Source organism: Rickettsiella endosymbiont of Miltochrista miniata (assembly GCF_964031245.1).
Taxonomy (GTDB): Bacteria; Pseudomonadota; Gammaproteobacteria; order Diplorickettsiales; family Diplorickettsiaceae; genus Aquirickettsiella.
This window is the reverse complement of the sequence record NZ_OZ035017.1, coordinates 667,443-683,861: the sequence shown is the minus strand read 5'-3', so window position 1 is coordinate 683,861 and position 16,419 is coordinate 667,443. Positions and strand designations below refer to the sequence as shown.

Genomic DNA, 16,419 nt, shown 5'->3' with positions numbered 1-16,419 from the left:
TAAACGATTAAGCATGTAACATCTTATTTAATCTTTTTATTTAATTGAACCAATATCATCTAGTTATAAATATTATGGACACACTACCATTGACCCATTCACTACGCAGGCCGTACCGGCCAAGATACTTACTGGATTGGAACTTGAAATCTGAGCATTAGTACCCGCCACGCTTAATACCCCACCATTCACCATAATATTCGTACTAAAGTTTTGTAATGCAGCTGCATCACCGGACCCTCCTGTATTCACAACCGTAACCGTTGTATTATTTGCAGTGATTACGCTATTTCCTCCAGTTCCCAGTCCCACTAAAGTAGCGGTACCAGAACCATTCACCTGAATCTGCGTATCGCTCACCGAAACATTTGATCCGAAAGTCAAAATCCCATCACCGTCGCTATTTCCACTGTCAACATTTATCTGGCTATTCTGAATAGTTGTATTGGTATTTTGAGTACTAATTGCTTGGCTACTAGCAAAAATATCCGTATTACTAATGACTGTATTTTGGCCCGCATCCACTATAGCATTAGCGAAAGGATTGCCCATGGCACCAATCTGGCTACCTGTAATAAGGTTATTATTGGAACTACCGTGCGTAAAGACTCCTATACTTCCTCCCGGCAGCACAATAATATTCTCCAAGGTATTGTTACTTGAAAGACCGATTTGAGCAGTAATGGTAGAACGAGCTGAACCCGTAGCCAATTGACTATAATCCGCTGTACGCGATTGCAGGCTTTGACCAGCACTAAGACCCACACCGCCGCTGGTATAACTACCACCATTAAAATAAAAATTCGTATTAGGCAATAACGTGTTGAAGGTGTTAGCCGCTGTGTTGCTAAAGTCTGTTGGACCACAGGGATTTTCGAACGTACAATCCGCTAACGTTAAACCTGTTCCACCATTATTAGGCGTACCGGTTTGACTAAAGAAAGCGATATCAGTACTGATCAGCTGCGAACTACTACCGCGGCCCATTCCATATAATAGCGTTTTGCTAGGTATTCCCGAACCATGACCTAAATTAGCTAAGTAACGATCCACCGGATCCATTAAGCGCTCGGATAAACTCGGATCCGCCCAGTGTTTTCTGACACCGCCAAAACTAATTCCTAAACCGCCGACTACATTACTATGCTGATAATTATCGTAACTATAATTGGCAAACACACGAATATTATCATCAAACCAATATTCCAAACCTGCCGCACCACCCAATATATTATTGGTATTTGGAATGGCAAAAAAATACGTGCCTATATAGCCTTTTAATGGCACTTGGCGAAACAACTGATAACCCACTCTGGCATCAACACCATTACCAATTTGTTGGATCTCATTCTCTACATTAAATTGACTATTGATCACTTCCGTATGACCAGTAAAAAAGGGTTCGCTAACACTATTAAAGTCAACATTCCCCACCTCATTACTACGTCCTGCTATTGGTATATACGCATTAATCCGCGCATCCCAACGACTACCTAATGCCTCTATGCCTGGACTCACTATCCAAAAACCACTACTATTTTCTACACGTGTATGTCCAGCAAATAAATATGCACCTAATATTGCGGCATCATTTTTGATCCAGCGATAACCTAAGCCGAGATCGCCGTACCATTGTTGATCGCTGCCGTATGCACCTTGCGGATCCACATAGAGATTATGTTGACTATCCCCATCCAAAGAAACCATCAAATCTGCCTGACCTACCGTATACACTCCCGTATAGGCATCCGCAGAAAACCGCGGCGGTAACGGTTCTCGCGCTAAAATGCTCGGGCTAAAAAAAATAACCGCTATAAGTACAAGACGGATTATGAACTTAAACTGCATATCCTGATGCATCGTTTATTCCTTTAAATCTTAAGTAATCATTCTAGCTCAAATAGTATTTTTATACAGCTTAACAAGCGACTGCACCGCCATTGAACGTACAACTAACCAAATTAAGTGAAATATTTGAACCTTCCGTAAGCTGTGAAGTATCATCCCCTGCTACCGATAGACTACCGAGATTCATTTGCATTTGGGCTGATCCCGTTGCCTCCAAACCTATAGCTTCTGAACTCGGAAGATTCTGCACGGTTATATTGCTGATAAATATAAGACAAATTATCGGCTTATAATAGTCGCCCTTCTTGTGCATAGTATTTCCTTATATCTATACCCAACACTGCTGTTTGATAAATTACAAAATTTATTTTATTAATTTTTAAAAACCCCTAGTCTTGCATACCTTGTGAAGGTAGCATGACTTTAGGCAGCGGTTGATTAAGACTCGCTAAATCATCGGGTGGAATATTTAATAAGTGTAAAGCATTATTCATCACATGGGAAAAAATAGGTCCTGCGGTATAACCGCCATAATACAAGCGACCTTTTGGATCATGCAAAATCACGACCACTACTAGACGCGGGCGACTCGCAGGAGCAATACCAATAAAAATACTATTATGGTGATGCTTTTCATAACCATGCATGCCCACTATGCGTGTAGTACCCGTTTTACCCGTCACTCGATAACCTGGAACGCGCGCTAAAGGTGCTGTTCCACCTTTAGTTAGCACTGACTCCAACATATCCAAAATTTCTCTACAGACAGTCTCATCCATCACGCGCTGACCGACTGGGGCTTTCTCGGGTACTTTAAGAAAAGTAACCGGTACTTTAATCCCCCCATGTGCTAACACCGCATACGCTTGCGCCAATTGTACAGCCGTGACTGAAAGTCCATAACCAAAGGATAAAGTCGCAAGTACAAAAGGATTCCAAACTTTAAAGTTTGGTAAACTGCCGGTTCGCTCACCTGGGAAACCACTTTGTGTAATTTGACCAAAACCAACTTGATTTAAAGTATTCCATAAATTTTCCGAAGGTAGGGAAAGAATAAGTTTCGACATGCCCATGTTGCTAGAAATCTGTAATATCTTGGTTAAGTCTAATACCCCATTATTATGTTCATCCATAATTCGCTTTCCGGCAACAATCATCCAACCGGGCGATGTATCGATTTCACTGTTGGGAGTAAATTGCTCACTCGCTAACACACTCGCCATACTAAAACTTTTGATAGTGGATCCAGGTTCAAATAAATCAGTTAATGCACGATTACGTGTACGCCCATCCTGCGCTGTTAATCGGTCATTAGGATTATAAGAAGGCCAATTCGCCATCGCTAAAACTTCGCCGGTGTTAACATCGAGCACTACCACTGATCCTGAATCAGCTTGATATCGCTCAATGCCAGTTTTCAGTTCTCTAAAAGCAACATATTGAATACGTTTGTCGATGCTTAATTGTAAGTCATGTCCGGGTCTGGGTTGGCGTATCGATCGTATATCCGCTACAACATGTCCTAATCGATCTTTAATCACCTTCTTTAAACCGGGTTGGCCTTCTAGCCAATTATTATAAGCCAGCTCTAAGCCTTCTTGCCCTTTATCATCTACATTGGTTAAACCCACCACATGCGCCATCACCGGTCCTTCTGGATAATAACGGTGATACTCATTTTGTAAAAATACGCCGGGTATTTTCAGATCTTTAATTTGTTTCGCTAAACTTGGATTTAAACCACGTTTTAAATAAACAAACTCTTTAAATTGACCATGTGACGCCATGTCATGAATAGTTTTCGGAGAAATTTGTAAAAAATGATTTAACAAAGAGAGTTGTTGCGGATTAGGCTTAAAATAAGCAGGATCCATCCAAACAGCATCTACCGGTGTACTGATAGCTAAGGGCTCGCCATGGCGATCCAAAATCATACCGCGATGTGCGGGAATATTTAAAGTACGCACGGTTCTTGCATTACCTTGATTACGCAAGAACTGACGGTTAATTACCGTTAAATTGATGAGTCTACCAATTAAAGCTAAGGCGATGATCAATAGTATCAAAACCACTATCATTAAACGCCATTGATTTGTCGAAGCGATGGGAATATGTTTGTTTTTTTTGAATAAAATCAATCAGTAACACCGTTTAGAAAAAGATCGAAGTGCATTTCTAAGCTGACTTTGTTAATAACACCGTGTTTTTCATTTCAGGAATTCGCATTCCTAATTCTTGTTGCGCTAAGGTTTGTATTCTCACGGGTGCCACCCAGGTATTTTCTTCGAGTAGGAGTTGGCTCCATTCTGTTTTTAAATTATCGTAATCTTGCTGGCTAACTTGTAATTGACTATATAAATTACGTTGTACGGTTTTTATATAGATAACTGAAAGCGCTGAAGACAATACCGCCAATGTTAGTAAAGTGAGTCCTAACATCTTTAAGGAAACGACCCAGCTTTGGCCTCGCTCCCATGTCAAAGAACTTTGCGTTAAAGCACGTGCTGCCATATTCATGAAATTTTCTCCGCAATTCGTAACACAGCGCTACGCGATCGTGGATTGGCTTGAATCGCATACGCATCCGGTTTAATCCCCCGACCTAAATTTTTTAATTTAGGTCTCCATTCAGCTGGCATGAAGGGTAGCTTTTTTAATTCCACTGCTTCATGCGACTGTTGACGAATAAAACGTTTTACGATCCGATCTTCTAACGAATGAAAGCTAATGACTAGCAAACGCCCACCTATCTTCAATACTTCTATACTTTGTTCTAAGCAGACCTTTAAATCTTCCAACTCATTATTAATTCGAATACGTATTGCCTGAAAGCTTTGCGTAGCGGGATGCCTATGTCTCTCCCAACGAGGGTGAGCACACTTCACCACATTCGCTAAGTGCACCGTCGTTACAATAGGTCTTAATTGTCGTTCTTCTGCTATTGCATGAGCAATACGTTTTGCATAACGTTCTTCGCCATAGTCCTTTAATACTTGTGCAATTTCCTTCTCTTGTGCACAAGCTAGCCATTCCGCTGCGCTGATTCCGGTTTTTGGATCCATACGCATATCTAATGGCCCATCTCGTAAAAAACTAAATCCTCTATTCGCTTGATCTAATTGGGGTGAAGAAACCCCTAAATCTAATAACAGTCCCGACACCTGCCCCATGCTTCCTTCGGCTTCTGCTATTTCCTTAATACGCTTAAATGAACCCTGATAAACCTTAAAACGCTTATCGTGACCCCATTGCTGTTGTGCATAAGCAACGGCTGCAGGATCTTTATCAATAGCAATTAATCTTCCCTTTTCTCCTAAATTGCTTAAAATCTGTCCGGCATGTCCACCTCGTCCAAATGTAGCATCAATATAAATCCCATCGGCGGCTATATCTAAATATTCAATTACCTCTGCCAGTAAAACTGGTTGATGCTGTTCTTGTTTTTGCATCGTCAAATGCCTACAACGCTAAATTCTGTAACTCATCAGGTAACTCTTCCGGCTTAACTGTCTCTGAAATCCATTGCGTACGATAATCGTCCCATTCACTGGCGCCCCACAACTCAATTTTCCGACCTTGACCTACGACCATAATTTCTTTTTCTAAATGCGCATAATTTCTTAACAATGACGGCAATAAAATTCGGCCATTGGTATCTAAATCCAAGTCCGTTGCATGACCTATCAGTAAGCGCTGAATACGCCGCACTGCTGGATTAAAGCTTGGTAAAGCTTGCAATTTTTCTTCGATGACTTCCCATTCCTGTAAGGGATAAAGCAATAAACAAGGAGACTCGGTATCGATGGTGAGTACTAATTGAGGTTCTTTATCTGTAGGTAGCAACTGTCGATAGCGAACCGGTAACTTGATCCGGCCCTTCGCATCGAGCACTACCAAATTTATACCCCGAAACATAATTTATCCCATTTTTGCCCACATTTACCCACTTTTTGCCACTTAATTACACTATAGGAATTAGAATTGCTTCTTGTCAAGCATTAGCTGGGCGCGTTTGGATAAATGTGTTTTATAAGCACAAAAAGAGTAGATGTACTATAAAAATTGGAGAATTAATTACCTGAATGGTAATATTTTAGATAAGAGAGTCAGCCGATAAGCCGGGTTCTGTCATGGACAGTCATTCATCTAGGATATACGTCACCATATACCTCAAGCGACCTACCCGAACCTAGCGTGGGCCACGCCTAATAGGTTCCTATTTGGTCTTGCTCCAAGTGGGGTTTGCCCTGCCATCACTGTTACCAATGATGCGGTGTGCTTTTACCACACCTTTTCACCCTTACCTAACTATAATTTCACCAAAGAAACTACGGTTTTGGCGGTATATTTTCTGTGGCACTTTCCGTAGGCTTACGCCTCCCAGGCATTACCTGGCACTTTGCCCGATGGAGCCCGGACTTTCCTCTGTAAAAAATACAGCGACTGTCTAGCCAACTCTACTTGGGCGCTAGCGTACTATTTTTTCACAGTGCATTGCAATACAATTAAACAAGTTTCGCGAATAAAGATCATCAAAAAAAAAACTTAACCCTTTTCTACCCGCTTGTCATTGCAAGCGCGTAAAATATTAATTGTCATTGCGAGCACCGTAGGTGCGTGGCAATCCATAGATGGCCACGCTCATTACATTCGCTCGCCATGACGGTGATTTTTTTAGTTTTTACTTAATTTAACTCAATTTGCGAAACGACTGTAGAAAGTTTTATTGGGATAATGCAGGTTTAAAAAGAGGTCTAATGAAAAAATTGTATATCGGTTTAATGTCAGGTACCAGCATGGATGCAGTGGATGCTGCTTTAGTTGATTTTTCTAATGATCAACCGAAGTTACTTGCTACGTACAAATCCCCTCTACCCAATACTTTGCGCACCGAGCTAACCAAGCTTTACAACACAGACTCGATCAACATAGTAAAATTTGCTGAACTCGATCAAAAAATTGGATTAATTTCAGCGGAAGCAGTAAAAAAATTATTAGCAGAAAGTCCATATTCGGCTAAGGATATTTTGGCCATAGGTAGCCATGGGCAAACCGTTTTTCATTATCCACATCTTACTTCCCACCCTTTTACGATTCAGATTGGTGATCCTAATATTATTGCCGAAAAAACCGGTATTACCACCATTGCCGATTTTCGCCGCCGCGATATTGCTGCTGGAGGTCAAGGGGCGCCGCTCACACCCGCTTTTCACAACACTGTTTTTCGTAATAAAGAAGAAGATACTATCGTGTTAAATCTCGGTGGGATTGCCAATATCACTTACTTAGCTGCAGATTTAAAAGCGCTAGTTTTAGGTTTTGATACCGGGCCGGCTAATTGTCTACTCGATCAATGGATACACCATCATCTTAAGCGCTGGTTTGATGAAGATGGCGCTTGGGCGGCGAGTACTACTTTTGACGAAGCCTTGTTAGAGCAATTTTTATCTGATCCTTATTTTCAATTAAAACCTCCCAAAAGTACTGGACCCGAATACTTCAATTTTAAATGGGTCGAGACACAACTCGCGACACTAAACCGGCAGTTGGAACCTGCTAGTGTGCAAGCAACACTTTGCGAACTCATTGCGGCCAGTGTTGCCAAAGCCATACTCGATTTTAAAAGTATGCAGGGTGTCATTTTGCTGTGTGGAGGAGGAAGTAAAAATACTTATTTAAGAAAACGCATACAGCAACATTGTTATGCACATCAGGTATTATTAACCGATGATCGCGGGATATCCAGTGAATGGTTAGAAGCAATGGCCTTCGCCTGGATTGCAAAACAAACCTTGGAAGGAAAATGTAGTAATCTTCCTGAAGTCACAGGGGCTAAAAACCCAACGATACTCGGCGGAATATACCTAGCCCTATCCGATTAAATTTTAATTATTTATTCAGCATAAAATATGCTACAATTGTAGAAATATGAAACTTTTGTAGGTATTCTAATGGGTGTTCCAATAAGGATTGACGAATCTATATATAAAGCCGCTAAAAAGGTAGCGCGTGCTGAGTGCCGTTCTATTCCTAATCAAATCGAGTTTTGGGCAAAAATAGGAAAATGTGCCCTAGAAAATCCAGATTTGCCAACCGAGTTCATCAAAGAAGTATTAATCTCAAAACACACCGATCGATCACTAGCAGAACCTTTTAATTTTGAAAATAACGATGACTAACATTGTTATTACACAAATGCCTGCTTTTAAAAATACCTATAAAAAGCTGCATTTGAGGGAGAAATTACAGGTCAATGACGCGATAAAAGCTATCATTCAAAACCCAAGAATAGGCCAAGAAAAGAAAGGTGATTTATCGGGTATATTTGTTTACAAATTTAAAATGGATCGACGTGAAATATTATTAGCTTATGAGTGGAATTTCAAGCATAGAATTTTGCTAGCTATGGGCATCCATGAAAATTTTTATCGTGATTTAAAAAAATGAGAAAATGAAGTTTTAAGCGGCAAAAGAAGAACCGCAACCGCAGGTAGTTTTGGCATTCGGATTTCGAATAATAAACTGTTCACCGGTTAAATCAGATTTATAATCAATTTCCGCACCTACTAGGTAAACTAAACTCATCGGATCCACCAGTAGTTGAACTTTAATGTTATTGTTATTTTGATCTTTTCCACTTTCTTTAACGATCACCGTATCGTCTTCATTGATAGTCTCATCGAAACTAAATCCATACTGAAAACCAGAACAACCACCACCGGTAATAAATACACGCAATTTTAGCTGAAAATTCTCTTCCTCTGTCATCAACTCCCATATTTTGTGAGCTGCCTTTTCAGTAATAACAATCGGCTGCATCTCTGTTAAAGGCAGCTCTGAAGAAACTAAATTTTGTTGTGATGCTATTTCTGACATAATGACCTATTTTTGGGGATTCGAGTAAAAATTATACATCATTTTGAGTGCTAGGCCTACCAGGCTATAGCCCTTCGCAGACGAAATCGAATTACGCAATACCGTGTAATTGCCTACGTAACTGCCTAAAGTCCTTGGGATTTAAACTATCCGGCAATAAAACTAAAGAAATTTTGCTTTTTTTCTTACCTAGGGAAACAAAGTTTAATAGCACAAAATAACGAGTACAAATACTATCATCAGCCAAATTTAATAGGCTCACTTCGCCTAGATTATTTCTTAATTGCCAGCAACCCGAGCTTTGCTGCCAAAATTCAATGACAGAATGAGGATTATTCAATAAGACATGTTGGCAAAAAAGTGTAACGAAACTCATTAAACACGCTAAGCTTAACAATAATTTAGTCCACCATGGCCAGGGCAAAAAGCACAAACAAGCAATAGCACCACCATGCACTACTAAGAGTAAAATAGCTAAATAATAAGAAGATTTTAAACGATAAAAATTAACAGCCACAACTTATCATCCGTTCTATCAAAGTCCGCATTGCTTCATTTTCAATCGGCTGACGCTTAATCATATGGCAGTAAAGATCTTGGTCCGAATAAGTTAATAATTGCTCAAATAACACTTGATCGTCAGCTTTTAAATTTAGATAATTTTTATCTAAAAAAGCCAGCAAAATGAGATCCAATTCGAGCATTCCACGACGACATTGCCATCGTAAACGTTGTAGTTTTTCTTGCAAATTCTTCATAGCTAAGAAGTTATCATCTCAGTCAAAAATCAATTCACTAGAATATCACGAACTTGCCGCTGGCTACTATCACCCATGATGGCATAGCCTGCTGCATGAGGAAGTTTATCCTGATATATTTGCGAAAATTGGCCAAGATAGTCGGGATTAAAGAAAATACTTTTCACCCCCAAACTCGATAAAGTCACATAATTGGCACGTATTCCTAAAGGGGTTTTCTTTAAGAAAAGCAATTCCAATTCTGAATAAAGAGGGTCTGAGTCTTGTATGGTATTTTTATTAGTTTTTTCAACTAAAGCAAAAACATCCCGGGTTTCAAGGACATCATCGCGATGATCTTCAGCCGATTTCGTTGGATGAACGACTAAAAATCCTGAGTTTTCTGGTAAAAAAGTTGCATAATCTTTGTTACTTTTAATGCTGAGATCCAATACCAAAGCACGCGTTATTGCTCGAGATCCGATAAAAAACACCTCTTCACTCGGAAAAAAACGAGTCAATAAGATATAAGCCAGACTCGCTATAGCAATCAATAAAACAGCTATCAATACTTTTAAGCCAGTTATTTTGGTCATTCGCTTCCTGCCTTATCTAAAAGGAAAAATAAGTTAATGAATTATTTAACTTTAACCGATTTATATCGCTCATCATGTTTTGCCAAGACCTGTTTGGCTTGCATAATCCCTGCTTGATCCAAACTCCCTTCAACCACCACAGACTGCCCCTCACGGAATAAATCCGGTAGTACACCTTGATATTCAACCAGAACATTATGTGACGCATCGCTCACTACAAAAGAAACCAACAATTGTTGTTGATTTTGTTTCACTGTGCCTTTTTTAACTTGACCACCTAAACGAAAAAGCCGTCCCGGCGTTAAGTGTCGTTCAGCAAGCTGTGTCGGTGTATAAAACAAATTGATGTTTTGTTTTAATGCATAGAGAGATAAAGCTATCACTAAGCCGGCCACTAATAACATGAGCAAAACGAAATTTAAACGTTTTTTTTGGAGCGCATTCATTGCATTTTTCTATCCCTAATCATACAGGGTTCGCAAACCGTCATGGCGAGCGAATGGAATGAGCGTGGCCATCCACCGTTTCCTATTCCTAGATTGCCGCGCACCTACGGTGCTCGCAATGACGAGTAAACTTTCCCCAGAAAAGACTCACTAGTTATCATTAACCAATTCGTTGACTTGTAACGCTGCAAAAACTTCATTTAACTGTTGAGTAACACGTAAAAAAGTCGTCCGTTTAGAAAGTTCCTTTAAACGCTGTGCGCCGACATAAGTACAGGCAGAACGCAAGCCCCCTAAAATATCAAGTACCGTATTTTCTACCTTGCCTCGGTAAGGAACGTTCACAGAACGACCTTCACTGGCACGATAAGCATTCATCTTGCCATGATGCTTATGCATCGCCTCACTCGAGCTCATTCCATAAAATCGCATAAAGTATTGGCCATTTTCCTCTACTTTTTCGCCAGCGCATTCTTCATGGCCAGCCAACATGCCGCCTAGCATAACAAAGTCTGCGCCTGCGGCAAAAGCTTTGGCAACATCCCCAGGTGAAACGCAACCACCATCGGCACACAAATGACCGCCTAACCCATGTACCGCATCAGCACATTCTATGATAGCGGACAATTGCGGGTAACCAACCCCGGTTTTCAAACGTGTGGTACAAACAGAACCTGGACCAATGCCTACTTTAACGATATCTGCTCCTGCTAACACCAACTCTTCGGCCATTTCAGCCGTGACGACATTACCTGCAATTAATGTCTTCTTAGGATACTTTTTTCGCAAGGCACGGATACTGTCAACGAAACGTTGCGTATAACCATTGGCAACATCAATACAAATGAAAGGGCTAGGTGCACTTTTAACAATTTTTGCCAGCATCTCAGCATCTTCGGTTTTAATCCCGGTGGTTGGAAAACAGTATGCGGTAAGTTTGGGATGTTGTTTATAAAATTTCTTCCAGTCGCTTAAACTGGCAAATTTATCAATCGCGGTGAGTAACTTATGTTTTGATAAGCTTTTCGCCATTGCAAAAGTACCGGTATGATCCATATTCGAAGCAATAACAGGTATTCCTTTCCATGAGAGTCGTGAATGTTTAAACGTATATTCGCGGGTTAAATCAACATCCGCACGCGTTTGCAAGGTGCTACGCTTCGGGCGAATTAATACGTCCTTAAAATCTAATCTTATTTCTTGCTCGATACGCATAATGACCTCACGACTTTAATGATTGTTCGTTGTAACGACACACAAACCTTACTCGCTTTAAAAGCGCCTATGTTATCATATCAACATGAAAAAACCCTTAGTCTTAGTCGATGGTACTTCTTATCTTTACCGTGCCTTTCATGCGCTTCCCCCTTTAAGTAATTCGAGAGGAGAACCTACCGGCGCGGTTTATGGGGTGATTAATATGCTACGCAAATTAATCAAGGATACCCATCCAGAATATATGGTCGTCGTTTTCGATGCCAAGGGAAAAACCTTCCGCGAAGAATTGTATACCGAATATAAAGCCCACCGCCCTACTATGCCAGATGATTTACAACTGCAAGTAGAACCGCTATATGCCATCGTGCGTAGTTTAGGTTTACCACTTATCATTCATCCAGGCGTTGAAGCCGACGATGTCATAGGCACATTGGCTTCTAAAGCAGTACAGCAACATTTACCGGTTTTAATTTCCACCGGTGATAAAGATTTTGCACAATTAGTCTGCGAACAGATTACGCTAGTTAATACCATGACGAATACACAATTAGACCGTCAAGGTGTTATTGACAAATTTGGCGTTACTCCAGAACAAATAACCGATTATTTAAGTTTGATTGGTGATACGGTAGATAATGTACCTGGAATCCCCAAGGTAGGACCAAAAACTGCCGCAAAATGGCTTAATCAATATGGAAATCTCGAATCACTCATAAAAAATGTGGATGAAATTAAAGGGAAAGTCGGAGAAAACCTTAAGGCACACCTCGATAAACTCCCCTTATCTCGTCAATTAGTCACGATTAAAAAAGATGTCGACTTCGAATTTGATTTGGAAAAATTTCGGCCTAAGGCGCCTGATACAACCGCTTTAATGGAATGGTATAAGCAATTAGAATTCAAAGGATGGATCAGAGAGTTAGAAAAAAATCTCAATCCAGACAGCGAAGTCAGTGATAAAAATCTCCTCATACCAACGCCTTATTCGTTAATTCTCGACGAAAAAGCTTTTCAAACTCTCTTGAAACAATTAATTAAAGCAAAAACCTGGGCATTCGATACCGAAACTACGAGTCTAGATGTCATGCAAGCAGAGCTGGTAGGTCTGTCTTTTGCAATAAATGGTGAAAAACCGGTTTATATTCCTTTAGCGCATGATTACACAGGGGCACCCAAACAATTAAATAGAAATTGGGTGCTGCAGCAATTAAAACCACTATTTGAAGATCCTAAGCAGTTAAAAGTAGGTCATAACTTAAAATATGATATGGGTGTTCTGGCAAATTATGGCATCGAATTGCAAGGACTCAGTTTTGATACCATGCTGGAGTCTTATTTACTTGATAGCGCAAGTAATTCACATAGTCTTGATAGTGCTGCAATAAAACATCTCGATCATAAAACCATACGTTTTGAAGAAATTGCGGGTAAAGGCGCTAAACAAAAAACTTTCAATCAAATTGATATCCAAGCCGCCGGTCCCTATGCCGCTGAAGATGCCGCTATTGCTTTACGCTTACATGAAATACTTAAACCGAAATTAAATGCATTGCCGGGTTTATCTAAAGTTTTCACACACATTGAAATGCCATTAGTCCCGGTGTTATCCCATATCGAACGGCATGGTGTATTAGTTGATGCGCAATTATTGAAAAAACAAAGTCGTTCTATTGCGAAGCGCTTATTAAAACTCGAAGAAGAAGCTTATCAATTAGCCGGTAAAACCTTTAACTTAGGATCACCCAAACAACTGCAAACGATATTATTTATTGAGCAAGGTTTACCTATCTTAGAAAAAACGCCTAAAGGTCAAGCATCGACCTCTGAAAGTGTTTTGCAAGCGCTCGCCATAAAATTTCCCTTGGCAAAAGTCATTTTAAAACATCGTAGTTTAAGTAAATTAAAATCAACTTATACGGATAAACTTCCGCTGCAAATTAATCCAAAAACCGGTCGTATCCATACTTCTTATCATCAAGCGGCAGTCGTTACAGGGAGACTTTCCTCATCGGATCCTAATCTACAAAATATTCCTGCTCGGACTAAAGAAGGCCGAAAAATCCGCCAAGCATTTATTGCTCCGCCGGGTTATAAAATTATTGCAGCAGACTACTCTCAAATTGAATTACGACTTGTTGCCCATGTTTCACAAGATCAAGGTTTACTGACTGCATTTGCACGAGGCCTTGATATCCATCAAGCCACAGCGGCAGAAGTTTTAAATATACCCTTAGAACAAGTCACACATGAACAACGCCGTAGTGCTAAAGCAGTCAATTTTGGTCTTATTTATGGAATGTCCGCGTTTGGCCTAGCGAGACAATTAGGCATCTCACGTGAAGAAGCTAAAAATTATATCGATCGCTACTTTACTCGTTATCCAGGAGTAAAAGAGTATATGGAACGCACGCGCCAGCAAGCTCATGAACATGCTTATGTCACGACCTTATTTGGACGACGTTTGAATTTGGCCTATATTAATTCTAATGACCCACTACAACGGCGAGCCAGCGAACGCGCTGCAATCAATGCGCCTTTACAAGGAAGCGCAGCAGATATCATAAAAAAGGCGATGATCACTATCGATGATGCTTTAACCCAACAAGGTCTAAAGGCGCATATGATTATGCAAGTTCACGACGAACTGGTATTTGAAGTCGCCGATGCGGATGTAAATTCAGCCAAGCAACTGATTGAAGACTTAATGGTCAACACCACGCAATTGTCTGTCCCACTTCTGGTCGATATTCAGATAGGCGCGAATTGGGACAAAGCGCTTTAACTGAAGCTGATTTCGTACCTATACTCAAAGCAATTGGATTTTTGGCAAGGCGCCGTGATAATGAAGCAACCGGAGTGTATTGTCATACATGAGGATTGCGAATTGAGCGGCAACACAGCCAAAAATTCAAGTGCGAAGGGTATAAATTTACCAAATATTACCTGCCACCTCCCAGAGACGAGACAAACTCTTAACGTTCAGGGCTATGCCCTATGCATTTCCCATGCTAAACTTACTGCGCTTGGTTATAAGCTAAATAAATTTAAGGCCAAGGCTTTTTGAGATTATATTTATATTTAAAATTTGCATGGAGAAGCTAATTATGTCTAAAGGGCAACTACAAGATCCTTTTCTAAACGCATTGCGTAAAGATAAAGTTCCTGTTTCAATCTATCTTGTTAACGGGATTAAACTTCAGGGTTTAGTAGAATCATTTGATCAGTTCGTAGTGTTATTAAAAAACTCAGTTAGCCAGATGGTCTACAAACATGCTATTTCAACAGTCGTTCCAGCAAAGAATGTTAAATTAGCAAGTATTGATGAATGCAATGATCAGCAAAATACTAATACGCCAATCGAGGAACTAGAAACCAGTAATGCTTGAACGTCCCCAAAGCGGAGAGCTAGCACTATTAGTCCATATTTATTTTAAAAAATATGAACCGGAAGAAATAGTAAAAGAATTTCAGGAGCTAGCTCTAGCAGCGGGCGCCCAAGCGATGGCTCTCATCACTGGGCGACAACGTAAAGCTCAAGTAAAATATTTCATTGGCTTGGGTAAACTTGAAGAAATTTACACTGCTTCAATTGCGCATCAAGCACAATTAATTCTATTTAATCACGAACTAAGTCCCGCTCAGGAACGTAATTTAGAACAAAAATTACATTGTCGGGTATTAGGCCGTACTGGATTAATTCTAGATATTTTTGCCCAACGTGCCCGTACCTTTGAAGGAAAATTACAGGTTAGACTTGCTCAACTAGAACATCTTTCCACGCGGCTCATCCGTGGTTGGACGCACTTGGAAAGACAACGCGGTGGTATTGGCTTACGAGGCCCCGGTGAAACGCAATTAGAAACCGATAAGCGTTTGATTCGACAACAAATAAAAATTATAAAAAAACGTTTAGAAAAAGTTCGCGCGCAACGTGCGCAAAGCCAGCGTGCAAGAAGAAAGTCTCAGTTACCGCATATTTCCTTAGTCGGGTACACCAATACTGGAAAATCAACGCTATTTAATCGTTTAACTAAAGCCATGGTTTTTGTGGCTAATCAACCTTTTGCAACGTTAGATCCCAGTATACGTCGACTGCCTCTTAACAACGGACAAATAGCTATTTTGGCCGATACAGTGGGTTTTATACGCCATTTACCTCATCATTTAGTCGTGGCTTTTCGAGCAACTTTAGAAGAAACCCAACAAGCCAATCTATTATTGCATGTAGTGGATGCGACTAATACCGAGAAGAACGAATGTAAGCTAGCGGTAAATAATGTTTTAAAACAAATACACACCGATCATATTACTCAATTGCTCGTTGTGAATAAAATTGATTTACTAGAAAATACACCGCCTCGCTTAGAACGAAATGCAGCAGGCTTACCTGTTAAGGTGTGGATATCTGCTCAATCGGGAATAGGTATCGATTTATTACACCTAGCTATCATCGAATGTCTTGCTTATCAAGCAAACAGCGAAAAATCTTATCTGCTAAACCATCACGCACAAGCAAGCCTATTTGATCCAGCATCTGTTCATAACGACGCATGGATGAATTAATAGTTGCGAGAATGGCTCAGCATGCCTAAAATGCTCCTCATAGTGCGATTGCCGCGCGCTACGCGCTCGCAACGATGGGTAAATATCACTGGAATGTGAGGTATTTAACCACTTTGCACTAAAAAAAGGTAAACT

General features: G+C 40.3%; 18 protein-coding genes and 1 other RNA gene. 6 read left to right on the top strand and 13 right to left on the bottom strand.

The window, feature by feature from the left end; translation table 11 throughout:
- Positions 1 to 72: 72 nt before the first annotated feature.
- From AAHH40_RS03140 to rnpB, 7 genes are all read right to left on the bottom strand, one after another.
- Entirely contained in the window at positions 73 to 1,860 is a 1,788-nt protein-coding gene (locus AAHH40_RS03140) for an inverse autotransporter beta domain-containing protein (protein ID WP_342220666.1), read from the bottom strand.
- Positions 1,861 to 1,918: 58 nt separating this feature from the next.
- A complete protein-coding gene (locus AAHH40_RS03135) occupies positions 1,919 to 2,161 on the bottom strand; it encodes a hypothetical protein (protein ID WP_342220665.1) in 243 nt (80 codons plus the stop codon).
- 76 nt (positions 2,162 to 2,237) lie between these two features.
- Complete coding sequence (locus AAHH40_RS03130; RefSeq protein WP_425287974.1) at positions 2,238 to 3,926, bottom strand: peptidoglycan D,D-transpeptidase FtsI family protein; 1,689 nt, start codon at positions 3,924 to 3,926, stop codon at positions 2,238 to 2,240.
- 97 nt (positions 3,927 to 4,023) lie between these two features.
- Positions 4,024 to 4,365, bottom strand: a complete 342-nt coding sequence (gene ftsL / locus AAHH40_RS03125) for a cell division protein FtsL (RefSeq protein WP_342220663.1) — start codon at positions 4,363 to 4,365, stop codon at positions 4,024 to 4,026.
- On the bottom strand, positions 4,362 to 5,297 hold the full coding sequence (gene rsmH / locus AAHH40_RS03120; protein ID WP_342220662.1) for a 16S rRNA (cytosine(1402)-N(4))-methyltransferase RsmH: 936 nt from the start codon (positions 5,295 to 5,297) through the stop codon (positions 4,362 to 4,364). The genes ftsL and rsmH overlap by 4 nt, the downstream gene beginning before the upstream one ends.
- 10 nt (positions 5,298 to 5,307) lie before the next feature.
- On the bottom strand, positions 5,308 to 5,763 hold the full coding sequence (gene mraZ, locus AAHH40_RS03115; protein ID WP_342220661.1) for a division/cell wall cluster transcriptional repressor MraZ: 456 nt from the start codon (positions 5,761 to 5,763) through the stop codon (positions 5,308 to 5,310).
- Positions 5,764 to 5,946: 183 nt separating this feature from the next.
- Positions 5,947 to 6,307: RNase P RNA component class A (rnpB, locus tag AAHH40_RS03110), an RNA gene on the bottom strand.
- Between the two features lie 298 nt (positions 6,308 to 6,605).
- Between rnpB and AAHH40_RS03105 the strand changes: the two genes are divergently transcribed.
- The 3 genes from AAHH40_RS03105 (at position 6,606) to AAHH40_RS03095 (ending at position 8,295) form a co-directional block, all read left to right on the top strand.
- On the top strand, positions 6,606 to 7,730 hold the full coding sequence (locus AAHH40_RS03105) for an anhydro-N-acetylmuramic acid kinase (protein ID WP_342220660.1): 1,125 nt from the start codon (positions 6,606 to 6,608) through the stop codon (positions 7,728 to 7,730).
- Between the two features lie 69 nt (positions 7,731 to 7,799).
- A complete protein-coding gene (locus AAHH40_RS03100; RefSeq protein WP_342220659.1) occupies positions 7,800 to 8,027 on the top strand; it encodes a TA system antitoxin ParD family protein in 228 nt (75 codons plus the stop codon).
- Positions 8,020 to 8,295 (top strand): type II toxin-antitoxin system RelE/ParE family toxin, encoded by a 276-nt coding sequence (locus tag AAHH40_RS03095; protein ID WP_342220658.1) that lies wholly within the window; start codon positions 8,020 to 8,022, stop codon positions 8,293 to 8,295. The genes AAHH40_RS03100 and AAHH40_RS03095 overlap by 8 nt, the downstream gene beginning before the upstream one ends.
- 12 nt (positions 8,296 to 8,307) lie before the next feature.
- Here the strand turns inward: AAHH40_RS03095 and erpA are convergent, their stop codons facing one another.
- The 6 genes from erpA to AAHH40_RS03065 all read right to left on the bottom strand — a co-directional run bounded on the left by erpA (position 8,308) and on the right by AAHH40_RS03065 (position 11,718).
- The gene (gene erpA, locus AAHH40_RS03090; protein WP_342220789.1) at positions 8,308 to 8,667 is read right to left on the bottom strand and encodes an iron-sulfur cluster insertion protein ErpA; all 360 of its coding nucleotides are present in this window, start codon (positions 8,665 to 8,667) and stop codon (positions 8,308 to 8,310) included.
- Positions 8,668 to 8,815: 148 nt separating this feature from the next.
- Complete coding sequence (locus tag AAHH40_RS03085; RefSeq protein WP_342220657.1) at positions 8,816 to 9,241, bottom strand: protein YgfX; 426 nt, start codon at positions 9,239 to 9,241, stop codon at positions 8,816 to 8,818.
- On the bottom strand, positions 9,231 to 9,482 hold the full coding sequence (locus AAHH40_RS03080) for a succinate dehydrogenase assembly factor 2 (protein ID WP_342220656.1): 252 nt from the start codon (positions 9,480 to 9,482) through the stop codon (positions 9,231 to 9,233). Before AAHH40_RS03080 ends, AAHH40_RS03085 begins: the two co-directional genes overlap by 11 nt.
- 29 nt (positions 9,483 to 9,511) lie before the next feature.
- Positions 9,512 to 10,057 carry a hypothetical protein gene (locus AAHH40_RS03075; protein WP_342220655.1) on the bottom strand — a complete coding sequence of 182 codons (546 nt, stop codon included), beginning with the start codon at positions 10,055 to 10,057 and terminating at the stop codon, positions 9,512 to 9,514.
- Positions 10,058 to 10,098: 41 nt separating this feature from the next.
- On the bottom strand, positions 10,099 to 10,503 hold the full coding sequence (gene ccmE / locus AAHH40_RS03070; RefSeq protein ID WP_342220654.1) for a cytochrome c maturation protein CcmE: 405 nt from the start codon (positions 10,501 to 10,503) through the stop codon (positions 10,099 to 10,101).
- Between the two features lie 150 nt (positions 10,504 to 10,653).
- Positions 10,654 to 11,718 (bottom strand): GMP reductase, encoded by a 1,065-nt coding sequence (locus tag AAHH40_RS03065; RefSeq protein ID WP_342220653.1) that lies wholly within the window; start codon positions 11,716 to 11,718, stop codon positions 10,654 to 10,656.
- Positions 11,719 to 11,803: 85 nt separating this feature from the next.
- On the opposite strand from AAHH40_RS03065, the gene polA reads away from it, so the two are divergent.
- The 3 genes from polA to hflX all read left to right on the top strand — a co-directional run bounded on the left by polA (position 11,804) and on the right by hflX (position 16,284).
- Positions 11,804 to 14,503, top strand: a complete 2,700-nt coding sequence (gene polA / locus AAHH40_RS03060; protein ID WP_342220652.1) for a DNA polymerase I — start codon at positions 11,804 to 11,806, stop codon at positions 14,501 to 14,503.
- 322 nt (positions 14,504 to 14,825) lie between these two features.
- Positions 14,826 to 15,107 carry an RNA chaperone Hfq gene (gene hfq, locus AAHH40_RS03055; RefSeq protein ID WP_342220651.1) on the top strand — a complete coding sequence of 94 codons (282 nt, stop codon included), beginning with the start codon at positions 14,826 to 14,828 and terminating at the stop codon, positions 15,105 to 15,107.
- Entirely contained in the window at positions 15,100 to 16,284 is a 1,185-nt protein-coding gene (gene hflX / locus AAHH40_RS03050) for a ribosome rescue GTPase HflX (RefSeq protein WP_342220650.1), read from the top strand. The genes hfq and hflX overlap by 8 nt, the downstream gene beginning before the upstream one ends.
- Positions 16,285 to 16,419: the final 135 nt, after the last annotated feature.

Coding starts and splice junctions, on each gene's coding strand:
- AAHH40_RS03140 (WP_342220666.1), bottom strand. CDS start 1,860: ATGCATCAGGATATGCAGTTTAAGTTCATAATCCGTCTTGTACTTATA.
- AAHH40_RS03135 (WP_342220665.1), bottom strand. CDS start 2,161: ATGCACAAGAAGGGCGACTATTATAAGCCGATAATTTGTCTTATATTT.
- AAHH40_RS03130 (WP_425287974.1), bottom strand. CDS start 3,926: ATGATAGTGGTTTTGATACTATTGATCATCGCCTTAGCTTTAATTGGT.
- ftsL (WP_342220663.1), bottom strand. CDS start 4,365: ATGAATATGGCAGCACGTGCTTTAACGCAAAGTTCTTTGACATGGGAG.
- rsmH (WP_342220662.1), bottom strand. CDS start 5,297: ATGCAAAAACAAGAACAGCATCAACCAGTTTTACTGGCAGAGGTAATT.
- mraZ (WP_342220661.1), bottom strand. CDS start 5,763: ATGTTTCGGGGTATAAATTTGGTAGTGCTCGATGCGAAGGGCCGGATC.
- AAHH40_RS03105 (WP_342220660.1), top strand. CDS start 6,606: ATGAAAAAATTGTATATCGGTTTAATGTCAGGTACCAGCATGGATGCA.
- AAHH40_RS03100 (WP_342220659.1), top strand. CDS start 7,800: ATGGGTGTTCCAATAAGGATTGACGAATCTATATATAAAGCCGCTAAA.
- AAHH40_RS03095 (WP_342220658.1), top strand. CDS start 8,020: ATGACTAACATTGTTATTACACAAATGCCTGCTTTTAAAAATACCTAT.
- erpA (WP_342220789.1), bottom strand. CDS start 8,667: ATGCAGCCGATTGTTATTACTGAAAAGGCAGCTCACAAAATATGGGAG.
- AAHH40_RS03080 (WP_342220656.1), bottom strand. CDS start 9,482: ATGAAGAATTTGCAAGAAAAACTACAACGTTTACGATGGCAATGTCGT.
- AAHH40_RS03075 (WP_342220655.1), bottom strand. CDS start 10,057: ATGACCAAAATAACTGGCTTAAAAGTATTGATAGCTGTTTTATTGATT.
- ccmE (WP_342220654.1), bottom strand. CDS start 10,503: ATGAATGCGCTCCAAAAAAAACGTTTAAATTTCGTTTTGCTCATGTTA.
- AAHH40_RS03065 (WP_342220653.1), bottom strand. CDS start 11,718: ATGCGTATCGAGCAAGAAATAAGATTAGATTTTAAGGACGTATTAATT.
- polA (WP_342220652.1), top strand. CDS start 11,804: ATGAAAAAACCCTTAGTCTTAGTCGATGGTACTTCTTATCTTTACCGT.
- hfq (WP_342220651.1), top strand. CDS start 14,826: ATGTCTAAAGGGCAACTACAAGATCCTTTTCTAAACGCATTGCGTAAA.
- hflX (WP_342220650.1), top strand. CDS start 15,100: ATGCTTGAACGTCCCCAAAGCGGAGAGCTAGCACTATTAGTCCATATT.